19 protein-coding genes and 1 pseudogene are annotated in these 25,335 nt (G+C 71.8%); 9 read left to right on the top strand and 11 right to left on the bottom strand.

Annotation, left to right across the window (positions count from 1 at the left end; all coding sequences use genetic code 11):
• Positions 1 to 19 precede the first annotated feature (19 nt).
• The 3 genes from WJM95_RS30850 to WJM95_RS30840 form a co-directional block, all read right to left on the bottom strand.
• Entirely contained in the window at positions 20 to 439 is a 420-nt protein-coding gene (locus WJM95_RS30850) for a hypothetical protein (protein WP_339127292.1), read from the bottom strand.
• Positions 440 to 479: 40 nt separating this feature from the next.
• On the bottom strand, positions 480 to 1,670 hold the full coding sequence (locus WJM95_RS30845; protein WP_339127293.1) for an MFS transporter: 1,191 nt from the start codon (positions 1,668 to 1,670) through the stop codon (positions 480 to 482).
• A gap of 188 nt (positions 1,671 to 1,858) precedes the next feature.
• Complete coding sequence (locus WJM95_RS30840) at positions 1,859 to 4,462, bottom strand: PA14 domain-containing protein (protein WP_339127294.1); 2,604 nt, start codon at positions 4,460 to 4,462, stop codon at positions 1,859 to 1,861.
• A 159-nt stretch (positions 4,463 to 4,621) separates the two neighbouring features.
• On the opposite strand from WJM95_RS30840, the gene WJM95_RS30835 reads away from it, so the two are divergent.
• The 5 genes from WJM95_RS30835 (at position 4,622) to WJM95_RS30815 (ending at position 10,417) form a co-directional block, all read left to right on the top strand.
• Positions 4,622 to 5,635 (top strand): LacI family DNA-binding transcriptional regulator, encoded by a 1,014-nt coding sequence (locus WJM95_RS30835; RefSeq protein WP_339127295.1) that lies wholly within the window; start codon positions 4,622 to 4,624, stop codon positions 5,633 to 5,635.
• Between the two features lie 143 nt (positions 5,636 to 5,778).
• Positions 5,779 to 6,879, top strand: a complete 1,101-nt coding sequence (locus tag WJM95_RS30830; RefSeq protein WP_339127296.1) for an ABC transporter substrate-binding protein — start codon at positions 5,779 to 5,781, stop codon at positions 6,877 to 6,879.
• Position 6,880: 1 nt separating this feature from the next.
• Entirely contained in the window at positions 6,881 to 8,443 is a 1,563-nt protein-coding gene (locus tag WJM95_RS30825; protein ID WP_339127297.1) for a sugar ABC transporter ATP-binding protein, read from the top strand.
• Positions 8,436 to 9,398 carry an ABC transporter permease gene (locus WJM95_RS30820; protein WP_339127299.1) on the top strand — a complete coding sequence of 321 codons (963 nt, stop codon included), beginning with the start codon at positions 8,436 to 8,438 and terminating at the stop codon, positions 9,396 to 9,398. The genes WJM95_RS30825 and WJM95_RS30820 overlap by 8 nt, the downstream gene beginning before the upstream one ends.
• Entirely contained in the window at positions 9,395 to 10,417 is a 1,023-nt protein-coding gene (locus WJM95_RS30815) for an ABC transporter permease (RefSeq protein WP_339127300.1), read from the top strand. The genes WJM95_RS30820 and WJM95_RS30815 overlap by 4 nt, the downstream gene beginning before the upstream one ends.
• A gap of 196 nt (positions 10,418 to 10,613) precedes the next feature.
• Here the strand turns inward: WJM95_RS30815 and WJM95_RS30810 are convergent, their stop codons facing one another.
• The 3 genes and pseudogenes from WJM95_RS30810 to WJM95_RS30800 all read right to left on the bottom strand — a co-directional run bounded on the left by WJM95_RS30810 (position 10,614) and on the right by WJM95_RS30800 (position 14,247).
• Positions 10,614 to 11,516 (bottom strand): lamin tail domain-containing protein, encoded by a 903-nt coding sequence (locus WJM95_RS30810; protein ID WP_339133672.1) that lies wholly within the window; start codon positions 11,514 to 11,516, stop codon positions 10,614 to 10,616.
• A gap of 388 nt (positions 11,517 to 11,904) precedes the next feature.
• A pseudogene (locus WJM95_RS30805) lies at positions 11,905 to 12,018 on the bottom strand (DNA polymerase III subunit beta); the annotation flags it as partial.
• Between the two features lie 153 nt (positions 12,019 to 12,171).
• Entirely contained in the window at positions 12,172 to 14,247 is a 2,076-nt protein-coding gene (locus WJM95_RS30800; RefSeq protein ID WP_339133671.1) for a serine/threonine-protein kinase, read from the bottom strand.
• A gap of 512 nt (positions 14,248 to 14,759) precedes the next feature.
• Here WJM95_RS30800 and WJM95_RS30795 point away from each other — a divergent pair.
• On the top strand, positions 14,760 to 16,973 hold the full coding sequence (locus WJM95_RS30795; RefSeq protein ID WP_339133670.1) for an FUSC family protein: 2,214 nt from the start codon (positions 14,760 to 14,762) through the stop codon (positions 16,971 to 16,973).
• Between the two features lie 348 nt (positions 16,974 to 17,321).
• On the opposite strand, the gene WJM95_RS30790 is transcribed toward WJM95_RS30795, so the two are convergent.
• The 4 genes from WJM95_RS30790 to WJM95_RS30775 all read right to left on the bottom strand — a co-directional run bounded on the left by WJM95_RS30790 (position 17,322) and on the right by WJM95_RS30775 (position 19,416).
• The gene (locus WJM95_RS30790) at positions 17,322 to 17,876 is read right to left on the bottom strand and encodes a TIGR03086 family metal-binding protein (RefSeq protein WP_339133668.1); all 555 of its coding nucleotides are present in this window, start codon (positions 17,874 to 17,876) and stop codon (positions 17,322 to 17,324) included.
• A 4-nt stretch (positions 17,877 to 17,880) separates the two neighbouring features.
• Positions 17,881 to 18,414, bottom strand: a complete 534-nt coding sequence (locus WJM95_RS30785; protein ID WP_339133666.1) for an SRPBCC family protein — start codon at positions 18,412 to 18,414, stop codon at positions 17,881 to 17,883.
• Positions 18,411 to 18,773, bottom strand: coding sequence for a metalloregulator ArsR/SmtB family transcription factor (locus WJM95_RS30780; protein WP_339133664.1), 363 nt, complete (start codon positions 18,771 to 18,773; stop codon positions 18,411 to 18,413). The genes WJM95_RS30785 and WJM95_RS30780 overlap by 4 nt, the downstream gene beginning before the upstream one ends.
• A 118-nt stretch (positions 18,774 to 18,891) precedes the next feature.
• Positions 18,892 to 19,416 carry a molybdenum cofactor biosysynthesis protein gene (locus WJM95_RS30775; protein WP_339133662.1) on the bottom strand — a complete coding sequence of 175 codons (525 nt, stop codon included), beginning with the start codon at positions 19,414 to 19,416 and terminating at the stop codon, positions 18,892 to 18,894.
• Between the two features lie 219 nt (positions 19,417 to 19,635).
• Here WJM95_RS30775 and WJM95_RS30770 point away from each other — a divergent pair, with 219 nt between their 5' ends.
• Both WJM95_RS30770 and WJM95_RS30765 read left to right on the top strand, forming a co-directional pair.
• A complete protein-coding gene (locus WJM95_RS30770; RefSeq protein WP_339133660.1) occupies positions 19,636 to 20,154 on the top strand; it encodes a hypothetical protein in 519 nt (172 codons plus the stop codon).
• Positions 20,155 to 20,314: 160 nt separating this feature from the next.
• A complete protein-coding gene (locus tag WJM95_RS30765; RefSeq protein ID WP_339133658.1) occupies positions 20,315 to 20,761 on the top strand; it encodes an SRPBCC family protein in 447 nt (148 codons plus the stop codon).
• Between the two features lie 145 nt (positions 20,762 to 20,906).
• Here the strand turns inward: WJM95_RS30765 and WJM95_RS30760 are convergent, their stop codons facing one another.
• Positions 20,907 to 22,025, bottom strand: a complete 1,119-nt coding sequence (locus WJM95_RS30760) for an AI-2E family transporter (RefSeq protein ID WP_339133656.1) — start codon at positions 22,023 to 22,025, stop codon at positions 20,907 to 20,909.
• Between the two features lie 431 nt (positions 22,026 to 22,456).
• On the opposite strand from WJM95_RS30760, the gene WJM95_RS30755 reads away from it, so the two are divergent.
• Complete coding sequence (locus WJM95_RS30755; protein ID WP_339133654.1) at positions 22,457 to 25,300, top strand: SpoIIE family protein phosphatase; 2,844 nt, start codon at positions 22,457 to 22,459, stop codon at positions 25,298 to 25,300.
• Positions 25,301 to 25,335 lie beyond the last annotated feature (35 nt).

Below are 25,335 nucleotides of genomic sequence, written 5' to 3'. Positions count from 1 at the left end.
TCGCGATCGGCAGCCGTCGCTACAGCTCGAAGTCCTGTGCCAGCCCCTCCCAGTCGATGCCGCGAAGGGCAGGGGCGGCGTTCTCGCCCGCCGGTATCTCCGGTGCGTGCTGGAACCAGGCGACGACGAGGGCGGAACCGTCCATCGACCCGTCGAGCGGGGCGGATTCGAAGGAGCCGACGCAGAACACGGGAGGCAGCACCTCGACGGGACCGAAGGCGCCCGCGGTCGCGTCCGGGTACTCGCGCGAGGGCGGAACGAAATGGACCGGCGTGGGGGTGGACGTGTGCTCGGCATACCGCTGGAACCTGCTGACTCTCAGGTCGTTGACCCGCTTGCACGGGTAGCCCTCCAGCATCCCCGCGTAGGTCGACGACATGCGCAGGTCGGTGAGCCGGATCGCGCGACCGGACAGGAGGAGCGTGTGGCCCAGTGACATGCCGACACCCTATGCGCGCGATGCACGGTCGGCACGTGACTTAAACCTCCGCCGGAGTCCGCTGTCGTAGGAGGTAGACCCCCGCGACCGACGCCAGGACGGCCATGCACGCGATGAACACCAGCCCGGCACCCTCCAGGCCGATCGGGCCCACCAGGACGCCCACCCCGATCACCGGGACCGAGATGCCCGCGTACGCGACCACGAACAGGGTGGAGATCACCGCCGCCCGCTGGTGTTCGGGCGAGGCCTGCGCGACGGTCGTCAGCGCCCCGCGGAAGGCCAGGCCCTGACCGGCTCCGCCGACGATCGCGCTCAGCACCACCAGGACCATCAGGTCCCAGTGGAGCGCGCCCGCGAGCAGGGCGAGGCCGGCGAGGAGTGCGGCGCAGCCCAGGGGCAGGGACCGTCCCGCGCCGACCCGGCCGACGGCGAGCTGTCCTGCCGTCGAGGCGAAGAAGGCGAGGGCGACGACCAGTCCGCTGACCGCGTGGTTGGTCACGTCCAGGGACTCGGCGAGGAAGGCGGGGCTGACCGAGGTGAACACCCCGAACAGGGCGAAGCCCACGAACGCGGCGATCGCGGGTGGCGTGAACACCGGCCGCACCTGTGCGGGCAGGCCCGGCCGTTGGGGTCGTACGGTGCTCAGCGGCTTCCGCTCCCCTACGGTCTCGGGAAGCCGCAGCACGACGACGGCCGAGAGTGCCACCAGGGCCAGATGGACGGCGAAGGGCAGGTACAGCGGCCAGGGGGCGTACTGGGCGAGGATCCCCGCGAGCAGCGGTCCGCAGCCGAGTCCGCCCATGTTGGCGGCCGTCGCGATGAAGGTGGCCCGCGTGGCGCCGCCCGGCGGGGCCAGTTCCATCACGTAGGCGGTGGCGGCTCCGGTGAACAGGCCCGCGGACAGGCCCGACATCAGCCGCCCCACGTACAGCCAGCCAAGCCCCGTGGCTGCCAGGAAGCAGACCGCGCTCGCCGCCGCGAAGCCGAGGCCCCACAGGAGCACCGGGCGCCGGCCCACCGTGTCGGACGCGTTGCCCGCGAGCAGCAGTACGCCCATGACCCCGAAGGCGTACACGGCGTACACGATGGTGACGGTGAGCTCGGAGAAGCCGAACTTCTGCTGGTAGAGGCCGTAGAGAGGGGTCGGCAGGGTGGTGCCGGCCATGCAGACGGCGAACACCGCCCCGCTGAGCAGACACGCACGCCAGCTTCGGAGATCACCGTCCATGCCGCCGACACTAACGTCGAGGGCCGCCGCGATTCGGCCCGACGTGCCGCCGGACAGGGCCGTGAACGGCGAGGCCGGGCGCGGTCCGCCGTCCTTCGCGGGAGGGCGGACCGCGCGGGCGGCCCGTCAGGGAGCCGCGTCGAGAGGCGCGCGGAACGGCGGGGAGGCGTGTTCCGGGCGCATGGCCGTCAGGAGCAGTTGGCCGGTGTCGCCTGCGACGCGTCGTGGATCAGCGCGTCGTGGGCGGCCTTCAGCCGGGCCACGTCGGGTTTGACCACCTTGCGGTCGTAGGTGATCAGGCCGTTCAGTTCTCCTTCCACGTCCGAGATCTGGGTGTAGACGGCTCCGTTGCCGCCCTTGCAGGCGAGCTTGTGGACCTCGGCGAGGCGGGCGAGATAGTCGTCGGTGTACGCCGAGGGGTCGACGTCCACGTAGGACTGCTGCACGGACCAGGCGTGTCCGGGGACCGCGAGGCCGAGGCCGCCGTACTCGCCGCTGACCAGGGCCCGTTTCCCGTCCGGGTTCGGTGGCAGCGCGGGGCTCGGGTAGCCGTGTTCGTCGATGATGTCGCCGGTGCCGCCGTCCACGCCGAGGTTGATGCCGGACATGGAGTTGATCAGGCGGGTCGGGTCCCAGGTCTTTGCCTGGTCGGCGACGCGGGCCTCGTCGTACTGGCCCCAGCCCTCGTTGAAGGTCACCCACATGACGACCGAGGGGCTGCTGATGTGTTCGTCGATGACCTGCTTCATCTCGCGCTCGTACTCGGCGCGGGACGCGGCGCTCGGGTCGACTCCCGCGGTCATGGCGGGCATGTCCTGCCAGACCATCAGGCCGAGCCGGTCGGCCCAGTAGAACCAGCGGTCGGGTTCGACCTTGATGTGTTTGCGGACGGCGTTGAAGCCCATCTGCTTGTGCATCTTCAGGTCGTAGGCGAGGGCGTCGTCGGTGGGCGCGGTGTAGAGGCCGTCGGGCCAGAAGCCCTGGTCGAGGGTGGCCATCATGAAGACGGGTTTGCCGTTGAGGACGGTGCGCGGGGTTCCGTTCACCTGCTCCACGGCGATGGAGCGCATGCCGAAGTAGCTGCCGACGCGGTCGGCGCCGACGGTCACCTTGAGGTCGTAGAGGAAGGGGTCGTCGGGTGACCACAGGTGCGGGTTCCTGATCCGCAGGACGAGGGGCTGCCCGGTGCGGCCCTTCACGGTGGCGACCTTGCGGTGTCCGGCGTACGCGGTCGCGGTGACCGGCACTCCGTCCCGCACGCCCTTCGGCTCCACGGTGAGCCGGCTGTTCTTGACGTCGGGCGTCAGCTTGAGCGAGTCGACGTGGTCGGCGGCCACGGGCTCCATCCAGACCGTCTGCCAGATGCCGGAGGACGGGGTGTACCAGATGCCGCTGGGGTCGAGGCGCTGCTTGCCGACCGGCGGGTTCTCGCCGCCCTGCGCGTCGGTCGGGTCGTAGACGCCGACGATGAGTTCCTGGGTGCGGCCGGGCTTGAGCGCGGCGGTGATGTCGGCGCCGAACTTGTCGTAGCCGCCCTGGTGTTCGGCGACCTTGGTGCCGTTGACGTAGACCTCGGCCCGCCAGTCGACGGCGCCGAAGTTGAGCTGGAGGTGCTTGCCCGAGCCGACCTTCCAGTCCCGGGGGACGGTGAAGGTGCGCCGGTACCACATGCGGTCCTCGTGGCGCTCGATGCCGGAGAGCTGGGACTCCACCGGGTAGGGCACGCGGATCTTCTCGGCGAGCTTCCTGCCGACCGGCGGCTGTTCGCCCGCCTTGGCGGGGGCGAACTGCCAGGAGCCGTTCAGGTCACGCCAGTCGGTCCGGGTGAGCTGGGGCCTCGGGTACTCGGTGCGGGCCTTGCCGGCCTCGACCTGGTCGGCCCACTTCGTCCGCAGCTCGTGGGTGGAGCGGTTGGGGCCGCTGCTCCAGAAGGCGTTGACAACGTTGCCGTTCGTTCCGGAGAGGCCGCCCTTTCCGTCGTAGCGCAGGTCGGCGGCGCCTCTGGCGCTGCCGGACTTGTTGCCGACGACGGGTTCCTTCAGGCCGACGATCAGGGACTTGGGGTCCGCGGGGTCCAACGTGGCCGTGGACAGGGGCCACTTGGCGCCGCCGATGACGGCTTCGACGTGGTCGGTGAGACCTGCGGGGGGTGCGCTGAGCGGCTGGGCGAAGTCGAGGCGCAGGCTGCGGCCGTCGGCCTGGACCGTGGTGGCGACGGCCCCGTCGTAGGCGTATCCGTCGGGCAGCCGGAGTGCCGACTGCGGGACGGCGGTCTTGGTGCCGCCGGGCGGGGTCCAGCGCAGATGGAGGTTGGAGCCGCCGAAGTGCTCGAAGTACTCGACCTTGATGTCGTAGGACTGTCCGGCGGTCAGGTCGATGGGCTGGGAGGTCTGTTCGCGGTCCCAGTCGTCGACCCAGTGGTCGATGGCGAGGTGTCCGTCGATCCACAGCCTGAAGCCGTTGTCCCCGATGATCGAGAACGTGTGGGGGCCGGTCTTCTCGGGGACGATCCGGCCGGTCCAGCGGACGTTGACGTCGTCCGACTGTGGGGTGGCGAAGGCGAGCCGGGGCTCCAGGTTGTCGAAGTCGAGATTGGTGTCCAATCCGGTGGCTTTGAGCTCGTGGAAGTCGAAGGCGCCGGGGGCGGACTGGGTGTAGTACTCGCCCTTCAGGCCGTGGACTTCGACGGGGGTGTCGGCGGCCGTGGCGGTCGGGGCCGCGGTGAGCCCCGTCAGTGCGAGTAACGCGGCTACCAGGAGTGTCAGTCGGGGGCGGAGTGTTCTGATGCGCACGGATCCTCCTTGGCTGAGGAAGGGTGGCGGCTCGTTGCTTCAGTCTGTACAACGTTGGAAGTAGCGGGAGTTGGCATCACAGCACGGGTCCCGGCCTCTGTCCAGGGTCATGACAAACGCCCAGGTGACAGCGGCGCACATCGATGAAGAGGAGATCCCTTGCGGGTCAGCCTGAAGGACGTCGCGGAACACGCCGGCGTCTCGATCAAGACGGTTTCGAACGTCGTGAACAACTATCCGCACGTCACCCCGGCCATGCGGGCCCGGGTCCAGGAGGCCATCGACGAGCTGGGCTACCGGCCGAACCTCACGGCACGCCATCTGCGCAAAGGACGCACGGGCATCATCGCCCTCGCCGTCCCCGAGCTCGGCAACCCGTACTTCGCGGAGCTGGCGGGCGCGGTCATCGACGCGGCCGCCGAGCACGAGTTCACCGTGCTGCTCGACCACACCCGCGGCGACCGCGAGCAGGAGGTGCTGGTCAGCCAGGGGTTCCGGGCCAACGTCATCGACGGTCTCATCCTCAGCCCGCTGGAGCTCGAGGACGAGGACCTGCGCTCGCGCACCGACGACGTGCCGCTCGTGCTGCTCGGCGAGCGCGAGTACGAACTTCCCTACGACCACATCGCGATCGACAACGTCTCTGCCGCGCGCAGTGCGGTACGCCATCTGCTGAGCCGGGGACGCTCGCGGATCGCCTACCTGGGGGCCCGTACGGATTCGGCCAACCGGCCGGCACATCTGCGACTGGCCGGATGGCGCGAGGAGTTGACGGAGGCCGGGGTGGCGGCACCCGACGAACTCGTGGTCCCGGTGGGCGGCTGGGACCGCGACGAGGGGGCCCGCGCGATGGCCAGGCTGCTCGACTCCGGGGTGCGCCCCGACGCCGTCTTCGCGTACAACGACCTGGTCGCGATCGGTGCGATGCGGGTGCTGCACGAGCGGGGTCTGCGGGTGCCGTGGGACGTGGCGGTGGTGGGCTTCGACGACATCGAGGAGGGCCGGTTCGGGGCGGTCACCCTGACGACGATCTCGCCGGACAAGCAGGCCATCGCGCGGATGGCGGTGGCCTCCCTGCTGCGCAGTCTCTCGGGCAGGACCGAGCCGGGAGGGCGTGAACTGACCGCCGATTTCCGGCTCGTCGAGCGCGAGAGCACGCTCGGGCGGCGCTGACGGGTTTTCGGACGGAGGGCTTTACAGGTCTCTTTCAACGATGTAAAAACCTCCCCGGAACGACGAGTACACCGAGTTGACCGCAAGAGCCGATCATCCCCGGGAGCGCTCTCAGCGCCGGGGCCGCGCCGTTTGGGGACTCCATGAAGCCGCTCGCACCACGTCATCGCATCTCCGCCAGGACCCTCCTCGCCACCGGCCTCGTCACGAGCCTCGCGCTCGTCTCCGGATGCGCGAAGTCCGAGGACGACACCGCAGGCAAGGACAAGAGCTCCGCCGGGGCGAGCGACCAGGGCCAGGTCGTCGCCTCACCGTCCACGGGCTCGGGCCCGACCTGCGCCATCGACGCGTACGGCGCCAAGAAGATCGACCTGAAGTCGGCCACCGTCGGCTTCTCGCAGTCCGAGAAGGAGGCCAACCCCTTCCGGATCGCCGAGACCGCGTCGATCAAGGCCGAGGCGGCCAAGGAGGGCGTGAAACTGCTGACGGCCAACGCCCAGTCGCAGTTCTCCAAGCAGATCAGCGACGTCCAGGACCTCATCGCCAAGGGTGCCGACCTCCTGGTGATCGCGCCGCTCAACTCCGACGGCTGGGAGCCGGTCCTGCGCTCGGCGTCCGCCAAGCACATCCCGATCATCACCATCGACCGCAAGATCAACGCCACCGCGTGCAAGGACTATGTGAGCTTCATCGGCTCCGACTTCGTGGAGCAGGGCAAGCGGGCCGCGGACCAGATGATCGAATCGACCGGCGGCAAGGGCGAGATCGCCATTCTGCTCGGCGCCGCGGGCAACAACGTGACCACCGAACGCACCAAGGGCTTCGAGGACCGGATCAAGGAGAAGGCCCCGGGCCTCAAGATCGTCTTCAAGCAGACCGGCGACTTCGCCCGGGAGAAGGGCCAGTCGGTCACCGAGAACCTCATCCAGTCCAAGCCCGGCATCACCGGGATCTACGCCGAGAACGACGAGATGGGCCTCGGCGCGGTCAACGCCCTCAAGGGGGCCGGCAAGAAGCCCGGCGCGGTGAAGATCGTGACGATCGACGGCACCCGCAACGCCGTCCAGGGCATCGTCGACGGCTGGATCGACGGCGTGATCGAGTCCAACCCGCGCTTCGGGCCGCTCGCCTTCCAGACCCTGGACACCTTCACCAAGGGCGAGAAGGTCTCCCAGGACATCGTCATCCAGGACAGCGCGTACACCAAGGGCAACGCCAAGGCCGACCTGGGCAAGGCCTTCTGACATGTTGTCAGTGACCGGCCTGTCGAAGACCTTCCCCGGCGTGAAGGCCCTGTCCTCGGTGGACTTCACGGCCCGCGCCGGGGAGGTGCACGCGCTCATCGGGGAGAACGGCGCGGGCAAGTCGACCCTGATCAAGGTGCTCACCGGCGTCTACCGGCCCGACGAGGGCGAGGTCACGTACGACGGCGCCCCGGTCCGCTTCGCCACCCCGCTCCAGGCGCAGCACGCGGGAATCTCCACCATCTACCAAGAGGTCAACCTGGTCCCGCTGATGAGCGTGGCCCGCAACCTCTTCCTCGGCCGCGAACCCCGCGGCCGCCTCGGCCTGATCGACTTCCGGAGCATGCACCGGCAGGCCGAGGAGGCGCTGCGCGACCTCGGACTCCACGTCGACGTCCGCCGGCCACTGCGTGAACTGGGCGTCGGCGCCCAGCAGATGGTGGCGCTCGCCCGCGCCGTCTCGGTCGACGCCCGCGTGGTCGTCATGGACGAACCGACCTCCTCGCTCGAACCCCGAGAGGTGCGGACCCTGTTCGGGGTGATCCGCATGCTGCGCGAGCGGGGCATCGCGGTGATCTACGTCAGCCACCGGCTCGACGAGCTGTACGAGATCTGCGACGCGGTCACCGTGCTGCGCGACGGCAGGGTCGTGCACACCGGGCGCATCGCCGAACTCGACCGGCTCAGGCTCGTGGCGCTGATGCTGGGACGGGAGATCGCGGACGTGCGGCAGGAGGGGCTGACCAAGTTCACGGGCGGTCACGACACCGAGACCGAACCCGTCCTGGAAGCACAGGATTTGACGATACGTCACCAGTTGCACGGGGTGTCCGTCTCCCTGCGGCCCGGTGAGGTGGTGGGGCTGGGCGGGCTGCTCGGATCGGGGCGCACCGAGACCGCGAAGGCCATCGCGGGCGCCCTGCCCGTCGACTCCGGGCGGGTCGTGGTGGCGGGTGTGCGCGTACGCACCGGCTCGACGCCCGCCGCGATCCGGGCCGGCATCAGTCTGCTCCCCGAGGACCGCAAGGCCGAGGGGATCGTGCCGGGGCTCTCGGTCCGGGAGAACATCGCGCTCGCCGCGCTGCCCGGACTCTCGCGCTTCGGTCTGGTCGACGAGGCACGTATCGACCGGATCGTCGACACGTTCATGAAGCGCCTGCGGATCAAGGCGGCGAGCCCGCACCAGAAAGTGGGTGAACTGTCCGGCGGCAACCAGCAGAAGGTGCTGCTGGCCCGCTGGCTCGCCATGCAGCCCAAGGTCCTGCTCCTCGACGAGCCGACCCGCGGCATCGACGTCGGCGCCAAGGCGGAGGTGCAGAAACTGATCGACGAACTGGCCGAGGACGGTCTCGGCGTCCTGCTCATCTCCTCCGACCCCGAGGAACTCGTCGAGGGCAGCGACCGCGTGATCGTCCTCAAGGACGGCGCGGTCGTGGAGGAGCTGACCGGGGACGCCGTCACCGAGGACCGGCTGATGCGCGCCATCGCCACCGCACCCGCCTCCCCCACCGTCACGGCCGCGGCCGGCGGTGCGGGCACCGGCCCGGGAGGCCACGATGACTGACCTGACGCTCGGCCGGGTGACCGCCGACCGCGACCGTCTGCTGTCCCTGCTCCAGGAGTACGGCGTCTATCTGGGCGTCGTGGTCCTGCTGCTGGTGAACACCCTGTTCACCCCCCACTTCCTGTCCACCGAGAACTTCCGCACCCAGGCGGTCCAGGTCGCCCCCGTCCTGATCGTGGCGCTCGGCATGGCGCTGGCGATCGGCAGCGAGGGCGTCGACCTCGCGGTGGGCTCCGTGATGGCCCTGTCCACCTCGCTCCTGTCCCTCTATCTCGGCTACGGGCCCGGAATCGCGATCCTGATCGCGCTCGTGGGCGGTGCCGTGGTCGGCGTGGCGAACGGAACGCTCATCGCGTTCGTCGGCGTCCAGCCGATCGTCGCGACACTCGCCCTGATGGTCGCCGGGCGCGGGCTGGCCCTGGTGCTGCTCCCCCAGCTCAAGGACGTGCACGACCCGGCCATGGCCGACCTGGGCTCCGGCGACGTCCTGGGCGTCCCCTATGTCGTGCTGATCGCGGCGGCCCTCGCCCTGCTCGTCGGCTTCGTCGTACGCCGCACGACCTTCGGCCGCAGTCTGCTCGCCATCGGCGACAGCCGGCCCGCGGCCCGGCTCGCCGGACTTCCGGTACGGCGTGTCCTCATCCTCGTGTACGTCTGCTCGGGCGTCCTCGCGGCCGTCGCGGGCGTGCTCGCCACCGCCCGGCTCACCGCGAGCGACCCGTCCTCGCTCGGCAACCTGATGGAACTGTCCGCCATCACCGCGGTCGTCGTCGGCGGCACACCGCTGAGCGGCGGCCGTATCCGGATCGGCGGCACGGTCGCCGGAGCCGTACTCATCCAGCTGCTCACCACCACGCTCATCAAGCACGATCTGCCGCCGTCGTGGACCCAGATCGCCCAGGCCGTGGTGATCGTCCTCGCCGTCTACGCGGCCCGGGAACGAGGAAAGCGATGAAGACCGACGTGGACACCCCGGTGCACGCCAAGAGCACGGCCGAGGACGAGCCGGCCGGCGCGGGCCGCTCCGAACGGCTCAGCGCCCTCGCCCAGCAGCACGGCGCGCTGGTCACGCTGATCGTGGCGATGACCGCGGCGTCCATCGGCTTCGACACCTTCCTGACCGGCGACAACCTGGAGAACATGGCGCTCTCCTCGGCGTTCCTCGCCGTGGTCGCGCTCGGCATGACCTTCGTCATCGTCACGGGTGGCATCGATCTGTCGGTGGGCTCGCTCTTCGCGCTCGGCGGCGTGCTCGCCGCCTGGGCGTCGCAGTACGGGGTGGTCGCCGCGCTGCTCCTGCCCCTGGCCGTTTGCGGACTGATCGGCTTCGTCAACGGACTGCTGATCGCGCGTTCCCGTCTCGCCCCGTTCATCGTCACGCTGGCCTCGATGCTGGGCGCCCGGGGCCTGCTGCTCTCGATCACCGACGAGGGCTCCCGGACGTATCTCGTGGGCAAGGGGTCGTTCTTCGCGAAGCTCGGGCAGGGCGCGCTGCTCGGCGTCGGAGTGCCCGTGTGGATCACCGTGGCGCTGTTCGTGCTCGGCGCGGTGGTCCTGCGGCGCACCCGGTTCGGGCAGTACGTGTACGCGGTCGGCGGCAACGAGGACGCGGCGGCTCTGATGGGCGCCCCCGTGGCCCGTACGAAGATCTCCGTCTACACGCTCTCCGGGCTGTGCGCGGGACTCGCCGGAGCGCTCAACGCGGCCTGGCTCGCCTCGGGTGTCACGATCCTCGGCTCGGGCATGGAACTGGACGCGATCTCCGCGGTCGTCATCGGCGGCACCCTGCTCACCGGCGGGTTCGGTTTCATCAGCGGCTCACTTGTCGGGGTGCTGCTCCTGAAGGTCATCCAGAACGTCATCAACCAGATCGGCTCCCTGGACTCCGCCTACCAACAGGTGGTCAGCGGCGCGTTCCTGGCCGTCGTGGTGATCGCGCAGACCTGGCTGGGGCGCAGGCGCCGGGTGCTGTGAGGGCAGGGGAGGCCGCTTTCGTACCCGGAAACAGAAGACCCGCACCGGTCGGTGCGGGTCTTTCTGCGGCGTCGCCGTCGTGCGGAGTCGTGCCTCATCGGGTCCGTGCGGGCCCGGAACTACAGCCGGTCATCTCCATGTCCTGACCGGACGTCACCCCTGGGACACCCCGAGCGGATGCGCCTTGGGCCGCTGTTCAGTGACCCTGGCCGTGTCCCTGGCCCTGCTGACCGTGCTGGCCCTGGCCCTGCTGGCCCTGGCCCTGCTGACCCTGCTGACCCTGCTGACCCTGCTGGCCCTGGCCCTGCTGACCCTGCTGGCCCTGCTGACCCTGCTGACCGTGCTGGCCCTGTCCGCGATCGCGGTTGTCGCCGCCGCGGTGGTCGCCGCCACGGTGGTCGCCGGGGCCGCGGTGGTCGTCACGGCCGTGGTCGCGGTCGTCCCCGCGTCCACGGTCGTCCCCGTGACCCCGGTGGTCACGGTGGTCGTCACGGCCGGGCCCGCGGTGGTCGCGGTGGTCGTCACGGCCGTGGCCCCAGCGACCATCACGGTCGTGGCCCCAGCGGCCGTCGTGGTCGTGGCCCCAGCGGTCGTCGTGGTCGTGGCCCCAGCGGTCGTCACGGCCGTGGTCGCGGTCGTGGTGCCGGCCCCAGGAGACGCTGTCCACGAAGCGGCCGCGCTCGGTGCGCAGCGTGGCGACGTCGGAGTGGTTGTCCCACACCTCGTTGCGGCGGTCCTGGTACAGGTCACGGCTGGTGTCACGGCCGAAGCCGGTGTGGATACGGACGGTGGAGCGGGCTGCGAGGCGGTAGTCGTCGAAGGTGTAGCGGTTGCCCTCCCGGTCCGACAGCGTCCAGCCGTTCAGGTTCACACCGTGACGCCCCGCGTTGCTGATTTCCACCCACTCCGCGTTCAGCGAACGAGCGGAGCGGTCGTCAAAGCCCGGAGCGTCGGCCTGAACCCGGCTGATCTCGACGTGGGAGCGCTCGAAGCGCGGCTCCGCGGCCGAGGCCGACACGGAAGCCGAACCGACCAGAGCGCCTGCCGCGATGGCCGCGGCCGCCACCCGGCGGGCAGTGACAGAGGTGGAAAGGGACATGAAAGCTCCTCAAGGTTCGAGAGCCGGCACACCCCGTGCGGGCACCCCTTACGGGGAACCCGCACGGTGCGACCCTGTGCGAGTCCCGGCCCGGTGGCCGAGGACTCATAACTTGCTGCACATCCCCGCCCAGGACGGGCGACACCAGACCGCTGTTACCAATTACGGACATATCAGTTACAGGCGTCTGTATATGGCCTTTAACTACGGAAAGCTGAAAAGTGATGGACTGTCCCGCCCAACTCCCTTACGCCCACAGTATTTAGGTCGAATCCGGCCATCTCTCGCGTCAGCGCACGTCATCCGCGGGTCACTCGAAAGTGAGTAACGCCCCTCCGGTCCGATCCGGGACCGGAGGGCGTGTCGCGGCCGTCCGCGAGGTCTCCGCTCAGTTCTCCAGACGCACCGGCATCAGCAGGGAGAACGTGTGCTCGTCGTCGGGCCGCCGGATCGCGATGGGCGTGGTGGGCGCGCCGAGCTCCAGGACGAGCCGGTCGCGGGCCATCTCGCCGATAGCGCGCATCCCGCTCTCCACACCCGAGACCCTGCGGCCTCGACCAGGTCCAGGGTCAATGCCTCGACCAGGTCTAAGGTCAAGCCCGTCCGGGCGCGAGTGCCCCTGGAAGTGCGCGGGTGACCCTCGAAGGGCGGGGGTTCAGACCGGGCAGTCGGCGAGTGTCGCGGCCGTGCCCCAACGGAGCATCAGATAGCCGGAACCGCCCCGCTCCGCCACGGCGTAGCGGGAGTACGGCCACGCGTCCCCGGCGCCGGCCCGCTGCCGCATCAGGGCCCGGCATGTCTCACCGGCCGCCATGTCCGCCCAGGCCGCGGCCTGCCGCTGGTTCCACGACCCGTAGTCCGACCACACGTACAGCGCCGAATGCGCCGGATCGAAGCCCATCTTGAGTTCCGCGTTGCCGAGAGCGCGGTCGGTGCCGAGCTGCGCGCGCATCGCGTTGGTGCGCTCGATGATCTTCCTGGTGGCGCGGTCGGCGACGTCGATCTCGGCGCTGTCGCTGCTGGGAACCATGGCCTGGCCGAGGCCCCGGCCGTCCGGCTCCCACACCGTCCCCGCGGCGACCGTGCCGAGGTCGACGTCGTCGTCCGACGCGCACCGCGCGTCGGTGAGGAAGTCGTCGTCCCAGGTCACCTGCGGGTCGTGGTCCGTCGACTCCTTCACCATGACGAAGGCGCGGTACGGCAGTTCCGGGTGGAGCCGCAGGACGACCTCGCGCAGGGTCCTGCACATCAGCCCGGCGGCCTCCGTCTCCGCGTACATCGTTCCCGGCTCGTCGGAGGAGAGCCGGTAGGAGAGGTAGACCTCCCCACGCGGGGAGTGGAATGTCACGGCCCCCGGGTCGAGGTCGATGCCGTCGCCGAGCTGACGGACGAGGGCGCCCTGGTCGCGCAGGACGGCCCGCGCGACGTCGTGCTCGCCCCGGCCTCGTGCCGGCCGCGCCTCGGCCCAGTTCTCCACGCTCGCCGGGCGCTCGCCCCTGGCCCGCTTCGGCTCGGCCGACGTGCTCGCCGCGGTGCTCGCCGAGGCGCCGGCGCCCGTGGCGGAGGACCGCGGCAGGGGGACGGCGGCCGAGGACGAAGCGGAGGCCGAGGAGGCGGGCGCCGACGGGACGGCAGAGGAGGAAGCGGGAACGGAGGACGCGTTCGAGGTCCCGTGACGACCGCTCTCCTGCTTGCCGGGCATCAGCGCCACCACTCCGCCGGCCAGTCCGCCGATCACCGCCGCCGCGACGACGACCATGCCCGCCCATGGTCGTCGAGCGCGCCGCACGGGACGCGGCCACGCCGGATCGTCCACGGGCGGGATGTCCCACACCGCGGTGATCATGTCTTCCGCCCGTGTGAACAACGTGTCCGCGTGCATCGCCTGGATGAGCTGCGCGGCCAGGAGTTCGTAGCACTCCTCGCCGGCGTCCGCGGCCGTGGGGCGGTCCCCCGGTTCCTTGGCCAGGGCCCTGAGCACGATCTCGCGCAGGGGCCGGGGAAGCCCGTCCAGGTCGGGTTCGCCCGACATCACGCGGAAGGCGACGGCGTCGGGCGCGCCGGTCCCGAACGGCGGTCTCCCGGTGGCCGCGTAGGCCACGAGCGCGCCCCAGGCGAACATGTCGCCCTCGGGTCCCGTGGCCCCCGTGCGGTACTGCTCGGGGCTGATCCAGCCCGGGGTGCCGGTCGTGGCCCCGGGGCTGGTGACTCTGGTGTCGTCGTCGGCGTGCGCGATGCCGAAGTCCAGGACGCGGGGGCCGGAGGACGTGAGGATGACGTTCTGCGGTTTCACGTCGCGGTGGACCACGCCGGCCGCGTGCACGGCGGCCAACGCCTGGGCGGTGGCGGCGGCGAAGGCGTACAGACTGGGTCCGGTGACACGTCCGTGGGTGAGCACCTGCTGGTTCAGCGTGGGGCCCGCGACGTACTCGGTGGCGAGCCACGGGGTCGCGGCGCTCGCGTCGGAGGCGAGCAGGGGGATCAGGTACGGGCCGGTGACACGTGAGGACATGTCCACTTCGCGCCTGAAACGCGCCCTGAATTCGGGTTCTTGGGCCTGCGAGGGGTGAATCACCTTCACCGCCACACGTGTTCCGTCGGAGGCGACTCCGGCATGGACGGTGCCCATGCCTCCGGCGCCGAGACGACCGACGATACGGTACGGACCTATTCGGGAGGGATCGCCGGCCTGAGCCGGCTGGACTCTTCCGGAGGATCCGGATTCGCTCACTGATGGTTCCTTCGTGCGGGCTGAACGGTTGAGCGGGCGGTGATGTGACGGGTGGTCGGGGGCGCGGCCCGGGTCCCAGCGGGTTGCCCCGGTGTGCCTTCCAGGTGACTTCCCGTCCGGATGTTATGCGCTCACCCGGCTCCTGGGTAGCGAAACCCCTGATCAGACGGCACACTCTCGGCCGCCGGGTGACCACTCGCTTGCGGACCGTGTCGCGGGCCGAGCGGCCGACCGGCCTCCCGCAGACCCCGTTTCGGTCAACTTCCTTACGGGACAGCCTTGTTGCCGCCTTTTCGGTACTCCGGAGACCCGGCCGCACGCAACGGAGCCCGGCGGCCCGGACCGGGCCGTCTCCGGGCCACCGGATCGGGCCCGCGGACCGGGGAACGGCAGGCGGCGGAACGCGGGTCCGGGCATCGGCGGAGGCGCTGCCCGTGCCCCCGGCCCGGTCCCGTCCGACAATGGGCGTACGGCGGGGACGGGCCCGGGGAGGCGCCGGGGAAGGAACGTCCATGCCGAAGCGGCCCCGCTCCCCCGGTCGCGTGCGGGCCGCGCGGCAGTCCGCACGGGTCACGGTCGCGTCCGCCACGGGCTTCTACACGGCCCTCTACGTCCTGGACCGGCCCGTCGTCGCCGTCTACGCCCTGTTCGCGCCGATCGCGCTCGGCATCCTCTCCCCCATCCCGGGCGGCGGCCGGGACCGGGCGCGGACGATCCTGTTCGCCCTGCCGGTGGCGGTGGCGCTGACGGCCCTCGGCACCGCGCTCGCCGTCACGACCGCGTCCGCCGTCGCGGGGATGCTGGTGATCGGCTTCGCCATCTCCTTCGCCTCGGCCTACGGGCCGGCCGCGGCGGGCGCGGTGCCGGGGCTGCTGCTCTTCTACGTCCTCGCCTGCTTCCCGCCGTACGCTCCGGACACCCTGCCGCAGCGGCTCGGCGGTCTGCTGGCCGGTGTGGCCCTGCTGGTCCTGTGCGAGCTGCTGCTCCTGCCCGCCCCGTCCGTGCCGCCGTACCGCGCGCGGATCGCCTCCGCGCTGGACCTCGCGGCCGCCTCCGCGCTCGCGTTCGCCCAGGGCCACCGGCACGATCCCGAGCGGGCCCGGCGCCTGCGCGCGGAGGGGCTGGCGCTGCGGCTGTCGCAGGCGCCACCGGCCTCGCGTCCGACCGGGGCCGGCCGCACGGACCGGGGGCTGGCGCAGGCCGGGGCCGCGACGCGGCGGGTTCTGGACCAGCTGGCCCGGATGAGCGAGCGACCGGACTCCGCGACGGCCGCCGATCCGCCCTCCGAGGCGCTGCTGCGCGGTGTCGCCGCGGGCTGCACCGCGACGGCGGGCGCTCTGCGGGGCGCGCGCGCCGTTCCGGGGCCCGAGGCCCTGGAGGAGATGGTCGCCGAGTTCGTCGCCGTGCGCGCGCAGCCCTCCGACGCCGGGCTCGACACGGACGCCAAGGCGTCGCAGCGGTTGCTGGAATGCCGGTCCGACCTGCTGGTCACGGCGGCCTCGGCCCTGACCGCGCAGGCCGCGGTGGCCGTGGCGATCGGCGGTCGGCGCGACGCGGCGGGGCTGCCTCCCGAGCAGTTCTGGTACGCGGGGCCCTCCGAGCCCCGGCTCCTGGCCCTGCGCCTGACCGGCAACCTCACGCTGCGCTCGGTCCTGTTCCAGAACGCCGTACGCACGGCGCTGGGGCTGGGCGCGGCCCGTCTCGTGGCCGGAGCGCTCGAACTCTCGCACGGGTTCTGGGTCCTGCTCGCCGTGCTGACGCTGGGGCGCACGACGGCGGGGGCGACCTGGTCGACGGTGCGCTCGGCGGCGATCGGCACGCTGGTGGGAGCACTGGCCGCCGGCGTGCTGATCCTCGGGGCGGGCGGCACCGTCCAGGTGTACGCCGTCGTGCTGGTGCCGGCGATGTTCGTGGCCTTCTCCGTGGGGCCGATCGCGGGGCCGGCCTGGGCGCAGGGGCTGTTCACCCTGGTCGTCGCCGCCGCCTTCAGCCAGCTCGCCCCGGCCGACTGGCGGCTGGCGGAGACCCGGCTGCTCGACGTCCTGGCGGGCTGCACGATCGGGCTGGTGTGCGGCGTGCTCGCCTGGCCGGCCGGGGCCCACGCCGAGCTTCGGCGCGGAGTGGCGGAGGTGCTGCGTTCGGCGGCACCACTGGTGCGGGTCACGGCGTCCGCCGTCGTCTGCGCGTCCGGGACGTCCGGGGCCTTCCGCGCACCCGGCGATCCCGCCTCCGGGGACGGCGCGGCCGAGGAGGCGCTCCGGCTGACCCGGCACCGGCTCCGAATCGCCGAGGGCGCCTACGCGCAGTACCGGACGGAGGGCGGCAGGGATGCCGTCGACAGCGGTCCCGACTGGCACCTGGCGCTCAACTGCGCCTCGCACGCGGTGATCGGGTCCCACTGGCTGCCCCGGCAGGCGTACGGTCCCGCACCGCCCGACGCGGTCAGGTGGGCGCGGGAGTCGGCGGCCCGGCTCGCGACGGCGATGGACCGGGCGGCGGCCTTCCCTCCCGGGGGTGTCCAGGCGGCGCCGGTGCCCCTCCCGCACGAGGTCGTCTCCTCCGCCCCGGCCCCCGTGCTGCCCGCGCTGGTCGACATCGACACCTGGCTGCGGACCCTGGCGGCGGAGCTGACGGGATTCGGCGGCAGCGGTCCGCCGCCCGCGGCCCCGGACACCGGACCGCGACCGACGACCACCGGCGCCGCGGCGGCTCGCGCGGACGGGTGACGGGGCGGGAGGGCGGCGGGCCCGTGGCTCGCAGGGCCCGCCGGGTCCGCGGACCCGGTCTGCCGGACTACGGGTCCCGTGCCTGCCCGGCCGCAGACAGCGGCCGGGCAGGCGGCAGGCCAGGCGGTCGGCCGGGGTGGCGGACGTCCGGAGGCGGACGTCCGGAGGCGGGGAGACCCGGCAGTCGGGCCGCCGGGAGCACCGCCGGGCCGGGCCGCAGGTCGTCGGGCCCGGCCATCGGCAGACGTCCGGGAGTCGGGCCGCAGGTCGTCAGGCCCGGCCACCGGCAGACGTCCGGGAGTCGGGCCGTCGGGAGCGAGAGTGGAGCGAGCCTCCCGCCGCGTGGCCTCAGGGCCTGCGGCCGATGAAGCCGAGCAGGCGGGTCTGTACGTCGGCGGTGTCCGGGACCTCCACCCGAGGCCCGTACTGTCCGCTCGCGCGCAGCATGTCGTCGAGCGGCAGCATGCCGTCGAGCATCCGGGCGCACCTGTCGGGGTCGAGGCGCTCGTCCTGGCCGCTGGCCCGTGCCAGGTCCCAGGTGTGCATGAAGACGTCGGCGGTGTAGAAGCGGTCCACCGCCTGGTCGAGGGGCACCTCGCCGATGTGCGGGTTCGACAGCGTCCTGGACGCCGTGGCCGGGTCGTCGAGCAGCGCCTGCACCCCGTCGCTGTGCACGGTCCAGGCCTTCACCGGGTCGTCGTCCACCGAGGGCCCCTTCGGCAGTTCGACTCCGGCACCCGCCTTCAGGAAGGCGGGGAACCACTCGACCAGGTGACGCACCACGTCCCGGGCGACCCAGCCCTCGACCGGCGCGGGGTGGTCCCAGTCCTCGGGACGCACTCCGCGTACCCGCTCCGTGAAGCCCCCGGCGATGGTGCGGTGCTCGTCTGCTGCGCTGGTCATGGTCTCAGGCCTTCCGTCTCGGTTCGTGGTCCGGGTTTCCGCTCGGGCCGCCGCCGAGCAGTTCGTCGAGGCGCTCGTGACCCTCGCGCACACCGCGCCCCATACCGCTTCTGATCATCGAGTCGCGTGCCTCGACGGACGCCATGAGGGAGGTGGTGGTGACCCGGGTCCGGCCCCCGAGGTCCTCGAACAGGGTGGTCTCCAGGCTGACGCCGTCCGGGAAACCGTCGTAGGAGAAGGTCTGCACGATGCGCTCGTCGCGTCGCACCTCGTGGAACACCCCGCGGAAGCCGTACTCCGTCCCGTCGTCCTCGCGGTGCGTATAGCGGTACGAGCCCCCGGTGCGGGCCTCGTACACGTCGATCCGCATGGTCAGCCGGCGCGGTCCGAGCCACCTCACGACCAGGTCCGGATCGGTGTACGCCCTGAACACGCGCGCCGCGGGGGCGTCGAACTCCCGGGTGATCAGGATGGTGGGCAGCGCCGGATCGGCCTCGATCCGTGTCTCGCGCCGGTCGCCCCGGTCCGTCGTGCTCACGATGCCGCCTTCTTCCCCGAGGTGCCGTCCCCCGACTCGTCGGCCATCTCTTCGAGGACGACGTCGAGCCTGCGGAAGCGGTCCTCCGCCTCGCGGCGGTAACGCTCGATCCATCGCGTCATCAGGTCGAACACCTCGCCTTCGAGATGGCAGGGCCGACGCTGGGCGTCCCTGCTGCGGCTGACCAGACCCGCGTCCTCCAGCACCCTGATGTGCTTGGACACGGCCTGCACGGTCACGTCGTAGGGCTCGGCCAGTTCGCCGACCGTGGCGTCCCCCGAGGCCAGCCTGGCGACGATGTCGCGCCGGGTCGGGTCGGCCAGGGCCGAGAACACCCGGGACAGCCGGTCTTCGGACACCTCTCACCTCACGTAATCAACCAGTCGGTTGAATAACCGTACGACGGGCTCGCCCCGTAGTCAACCAACCGGTTGAATACGGCGGGGACCTTCGCCCCCGGTCCCTCGCGGGTCAGGGTCACGCGTTAGGGGGCCGGTCCTTGGCCGGTGGGGGTTCCACCACCTCGAACTCCGCGGGTCCGACCGCGAGCGTGCCGTCGGTCAGCGGGCGGCAGCGCACTCCCCCACCGTCGCGCAGCGCCCGTCGCGCGCCGGGGCCGAGCGTGGTGTCCATCCACGCGCAGGGCCTGGCCGCGCTGCGTACGGCGAGCACCACGGGTCCCGTGCCGCAGTCCAGGGAGACGGTCGCGCCGACGAAGGAGTCGATGTCCACCCCGCGCAGCAGCACGTTGCGCCGGGTCGGACGGAGGTCCGCGCGCTCGGGCGGGCCGAACGGGAAGCGTTCGGCGGCCATGACGGTGATGGACGCGTTGCGATGGGCCGGACGGTTGAAGTAGCGGTCCCCGACGACCCCGAGTCCGGCGCGCACCCGGGCCGTGGTCACCAGATCCGCGTCGGGCAGCGGCGGCGCTCCGTCGCCCGGACGCCCCTCGAATCGGTGCACCGGCGAGACCAGCAGCTGAAGGATCTCCACACGCCCCATCTCATCGAGCCTAAGGGGGATGGGACCTGGGGGGGGAGGTGGCTCTGGGGGAGGTGGGCTCCGGGGCAGGCGGGCTCCGGGGCGGGCGGGCTCCGGGGCGGGCGGGCCCGCCTGCCCGGGCCACCGAAGGAGTCGTGTGCCCGGCGTCCCGCTGACACGGGGACGCTCCGCGTGACAGGGTCGGCGGTGATCGAAGACAACAGCGGTAAAGGGGCTTCCGTGGACACGAGCACGTGGGACACGCTGGTCGGCTCGATGAAGAGCGCCTGCGTCAAGGGAGTGCGCGAGGGCGCGCCGCCACGGCCGGTCATCATGCCGCTCGTAGGGGGCGAGCTGGTCGGGCTCGTCTGGGTCCGCCCGACGAAGCCCGGGGCGGACGCGCTCACCGGCATCGCGGCCCTGTCGAACATCGCCGCGGCGGCCGGCGCGGACGAGGTGGTCCTGGCCTGGGAGACGCGGGAGGTCGCCATCGCCTGTGAGCTGCCCGTCGTCGGCCCCTCGCCGTGTCTGAACATGGTCCGCGCCACCCAGGACGGCCATGTGCTGCACCGGTTCCCGTACAGCGAAGGGGCCCTCTCCGGGGACCCGGACGGTTCCGGCGCCGCACTCGAATGGACGCAGCCCCCCGCGCCACGGCCGGACGGCGAGCTCCCGCCCCCGGTCAAGGCCGCCGTCGACTACGCCTTCACCCCGATGGACATCGACACCCCAACCCGTTCGGCGTCACCGTCGTGCTGATGGAGGAGGACGGCTACACCGTGCGCCTGTCCGACGGATTCGACCGCTGAACGAACCCGTGCGACGCGCCCGGCGGGCCCGCGACCTCTAGGCTGAACGGGCGCGGGCAGGCCCCGCGCGCCCTCAGCGGGCGGTCCGTGATCGCAGCACAGGAGGAACCGTGTCCGGTCAGTTCGAGGCGACAACCGAGATCAACCGCCCCATCGAGGAGGTCTTCGCCTTCCTCGCCGCCGGTACGAACGACCCCAAGTTCAGCCCCAGGGTGCAGTCGATCGCGAAGACCCCGGAGGGCCCGACGGCCGTCGGAACCGTCTTCACCAGCACGGTCAAGGACGCCGGCATGAAGACGGGCCGGAAGTTCCGGATCACCGAGTTCGAGCCGTCCGGCCGGATCCGCTGGGCCGAGGTCTCGAAGAACATCGTGATGGCCAAGGAGGGCGGCTACGACCTGGAGTCCACCGGCCCCGGGACGACCCGCGTGAGGATCTTCAACGTCCTTGAGGGGCATGGCGTCGGCAAGGTCCTGGTGGGCTTCGCGCTGAGCGCGGCCCGCAAGGACGCGAACGCCTTCGGCCAGCGGATCAAGGCGGCCGTCGAGGCTTCGTGAGGCAGCGGCCGTCGCGGCTTCCCGAGGGAGACGGGGTACGACGTCACAGCGGCACCCGAGGGAGACGGGGTACGACGTGACGGCGGGCGCCGCGGCACACGGCGCCGCCACCCGGCGGCCACCGAGGCCGCCGCGACGCCCGCCGTCACGTTTCGCCGGCCCCCGCCTTCCCCGTGGACCCGGGAGCCGGTTCGGGCGCGGTGGACCGCGTTCCCGGTGAACGCCCGGCGGGCTCCGGCTCGGGGCGTGCCCGCAGCTCGCTGATCACGGACCAGGCGACCGACACCATCGGAACCGCCACGACGGCACCGGTCACACCGGCCAGGATGCTCCCGGCGATGACGGAGATGGCCACGACCACCGGATGCAGCCGGACGGCCCAGCTCAGGACGAGCGGATGCAGGACGTGCCCCTCCAGCTGGCCGATGACGACGATCAGGGCGAGCACGATGATCGCGACGACCGGCCCACGGGTGGCCAGCGCGACGACCGTGGCCACGCCGAGCGCGACGGGCGAGCCCACCAGGGGGATGAACGCGGCGAAGAACTCCAGCAGCGTGAGGGGCAGCGCGAGCGGGACGCCGAGCACGTAGAGGGCGATGCCGACGAGCACGGCGTTCGTGCCCGCCACGATGATGATGCCGCGCGTGTACCCGGCGAAGGTCCGCCAGGCCGCCCGCCCTCCGCGGTCCCACGGGTCCCGCGCGCTCTGCGGCATCAGCTCCTGGAACCAGCGCCAGAACTTGTCCCCCGAGCGGATGAAGAACAGGGAGCAGAACAGCGCGAGCACCAGTCCGGTGACGAACTCGACCGCGCGGCCCGCGCCGTTGAGGGCGCTGCTGATCAGCACGGAGCGGTGCTCGGAGACGAAGTTGACCACCTTGCCCTGGAGACCCGACAGGACCGCGTGGCTCAGATGGAAGGGTGAGCCCTCCAGCCATCGTTCGATCCGTCCCAGTCCCCCGGCGAACTCGTGGCCCAGCTGTCCCGACTCTCCCGCGACCACGCGCCCGACCAGCGCCATCACGCCGAGCACCACCAGGATGCTGCCGAGGATGCTGAGGATCACGGCGGGAGTTCTCGGCATACGGCGGGCCAGCAGATCGGCGAGCGGACGCAGGACCGCCGTGATGACGAGCGCGAGGAACAGGGCCACGGCGACGAGCTGGAGTTTCCCCAGGAGCGCGAAGACCGCGTAGGCGACGACTCCGACGACGAGCAGCCGCCAGGCGTACGCCGCGGCCACCCCCAGCCCGTGATGCACCGGGTACCCCTGGCGGCCTTCGGCGCCGCGCCGCGCGTCGGCACGCGCCCGTACGACCGCCCGGCCCCCGCGCGAGGAGCGGTTCCCGGCGACGTGACGCGTCCGGCGCCCGCCGGGGCCCGCGGCCGGCTCGCCGGGCGGGCCCGTCCCGGGTTCACCCGGCCGTCGGCCGGGACGACGCGCTCCGGCGTTCACCTGTGTGCCACCGTCCTCCTGTCGTCGGGCCCTCCCGTCCAGCGCCCCCGGACGCGAACCGCCGCGCGCCCCGGAGGGAATCGGGCGACCGGTCCCGGGCCGTCGATCACGCGGGCGTCCTCGCCAGCGTGGTGTCGCCCACCGCACCCCGCAACCCGGGACCCGGGCCGCGAGAGGCCTCGACCGCACACCACCGCTTTAATGTCATTTAATGCGTTGCGCCCTATATTGGGTCTGTGATCAGGCGGCTGGACCTACTCGACACCGCTGACGACGGCATCACGGAAAGCGAGGTCTTCCGGCTCGCCCTTCAGCACTCCATCGCGGAGCTGGGCTGCGTCGGCGGGGCCGTCTACCTGCGGGGCCCGATGTCGGCCCTGCGTCTGGTTTCCTCCACCGGACTGCCGTCGTCGGTCACCCGCGCGTGGGAGATCGTCGACCAGGACGGACCCACGGCGACCGCACGGGCCGTACGGTCGGGCCGGCCCGTCTGGGTGGCCGCGCTCCCCGCCGACCTGGCCGAGCCCACGGCGCCGCTGCTGTCACGGTCCGGCTGGTTCGCCGTACCGCTGGCCTACGAGGGCCGTGCCATCGGCGCGATCACCTGTCTCACCGGTGACAACGAGGAACCCGCGCCCGAACAGCGGGCGTTCCTCGTCGCGGTGGCCGAATGGACCACGAACCGGCTGAAGAAGATGCCGGCGCCCACCCCTATGCCCACCGATCTCGACACCACTCCGGTCGGCACCTGGGAGTGGGACGTGCGCACGGGCGAGCTGCTGTGGGACCAGGCGGCCATGAAGGTGTACCAGACCGAGCCCGGACAGTTCGTGCCCGGCGTCGAGACCTGGATGAAGGTCGTGCACCCCGACGACCTCGCGAGCACCCTGGCCGCGGCCGAACGCACCATCCGCACCCACGCCCCGTTCGAGGCCGAGTACCGGGTCCTGCGCGGCGACGGGGGCTACTCATGGACCCGCGCGTCCGGTCACGTCGTGCTCGACGACGAGGGCCGGGTCGCGCGCATCGTCGGCAAGGGCTGGGCGAGCGACGCCGCGCGCTCCACCCGCGACGCCCTCAGCCGTGCCCTGCGGTACATGAGCGACGCCTTCCTGTCGGTGGACGACGACTGGCGGATCACCTTCGCCAACCTGGAGGCGGAGCGCGTTCTCGGTGCGGCCGACGAGCAGCTCTTCGGCCAGAGCCTGTGGGAGCTGCCCGCCCTGCGTCATGTGCCCGAGCTGGAACAGCGGTGCCGCGACGGTGCCGGGCAGGCCTCGGCAGCCGGATTCGACATCACGCTGGCCGACACCGGACGCTGCTACGACCTGCGGATCGTCCCCGTCCCCGGTGGCCTGACGGTGTACTTCACCGATGTCACCGACCGCCGCCGCCGTGAGGCCGAACAGGCGGCGGCCGTCGAGGTCGCCGCCGAGCGGGCGAGCCGGACGGCGGAGCTGACCACACAGCTCGCCTCGGCGACCACCTCCGACGATGTGGTCACGGCCGTGGCCCAGCGCGTCCTGCCCCCCTTCGGCGCCCAGGCCCTGCTCGTCCTCGTCCTGGAGGACGAGGAACTGGTGCGGATCGGGTCCGCCGGCGGTCCGGGCTCCTTCCCGGAACCGATGCGCGCCGCGCACGGGCTCGAACCCGCGGACGCCGGCCCCGCCGGGGAGACGGTCCGCACCGGCGCACCCCGTTTCTATTCGTCGCGCGAGGAGTGGACCGAGGACTTCCCCGGCGCGGGCAGCCGGCCGCCCCACGGCCAGAACGCCTGGGCGTTCCTGCCCCTGACCGCGTCCGACCACACCTTCGGCGTGTGCGTCATCGCCTTCGACACCGAGCACCGGCTGACGTCCGAGGAACGCACGCTTCTCATCACCATCAGCGCCCTGGTGGCGCACGCGCTGGAGCGGGCACGGCTGTACGAGGCCGAGCTCACCCGCTCCGAGGAACTCCAGCAGGCGCTGCTGCCGAGGGGTCTGCCCACCGTTCCCGAGGCGACTGCGGCGGCACGCTATCTGCCGGCCGGCGGGACCTCCGAGGTGGGCGGGGACTGGTACGACCTGATCCCGCTGTCCGCAGGACAAGTGGCCCTGGTCGCCGGTGACGTGATGGGTCACGGTCTGTCCGAGGCCGCGACCATGGGGCGCCTGCGCACGGCCCTGCACACACTGGCCGCCCTGGAGCTGCCTCCCGACGAGATCATGGGCCACCTCAACGACATCGTGAGCGGCCTCGGCGATCACTCGTACGCGACCTGTCTGTTCGCGCTGTACGACTCGACCGACGGATCGTGCACCATGGTGCGGGCCGGCCATCCGCCGCCGCTCGTCGTCCGCCCGGACGGCGCCGCCCACTTCCCCGAGATCGCCGTCAACCCTCCGCTCGGCGCGGCGTTCCCGCCGTTCGAGACGACGGAACTGGAGCTGCCCGCGGAGAGTCTGCTGGTCCTCTACACCGACGGGCTCGTGGAGTCACCGCAGCGGGACATCGACCAGGGCATGGACCAGCTCGCCGGTCTGCTGGCAGGCCAGGCGGCCAGTCCCGATCTGGAGGAGCTGTGCGACTCCGTGACCGCGGGGCTGCTGCCGGGCGGTCCCACCGCCGACGACGCCGCCCTGATGATCGCGCGTCTGCACCACGTGGCCGACCGACAGGTGGCTTCGTGGGCGCTGCCCGAGGGTCCGGAGGCCGCGGGCGAGGCCCGGCGCCACGTACGGGAGCAGCTCGCCCAATGGCGGCTGGACGACCTGGTCATGACGACGGAACTGCTGGCCAGCGAGCTCGTCGGCAATGTCATCCGGCACGCCAGCGGGCCCATCGGGCTTCGCCTCCTGTGCAGCGGAACGCTGGTGTGCGAGGTGTCCGACGCGAGTCTGACCATGCCCCGCATCCGGCGGGCGACGGACACCGACGAGGGGGGTCGCGGGCTTCAGCTCATCAACGCGCTGTGCGAGCGCTGGGGCAGCCGCTACACCCCGGACGGCAAGGCCATCTGGACCGAACAGGCTCTCCCCGACACGGGGGAGGCGGCGGACGGGGACGGGCCCGCCGGGTCCCCCGGTCCGCCGTCCTGAGGCGGTGTCCGGCGGGACCCGGCGGGCCCGCTCGG

Source organism: Streptomyces sp. f51 (genome assembly GCF_037940415.1).
In the GTDB taxonomy this organism is placed as follows: domain Bacteria; phylum Actinomycetota; class Actinomycetes; order Streptomycetales; family Streptomycetaceae; genus Streptomyces.
Note: the sequence above shows the minus strand (reverse complement) of the source record. Positions and strands in the feature narration are given on the sequence as shown.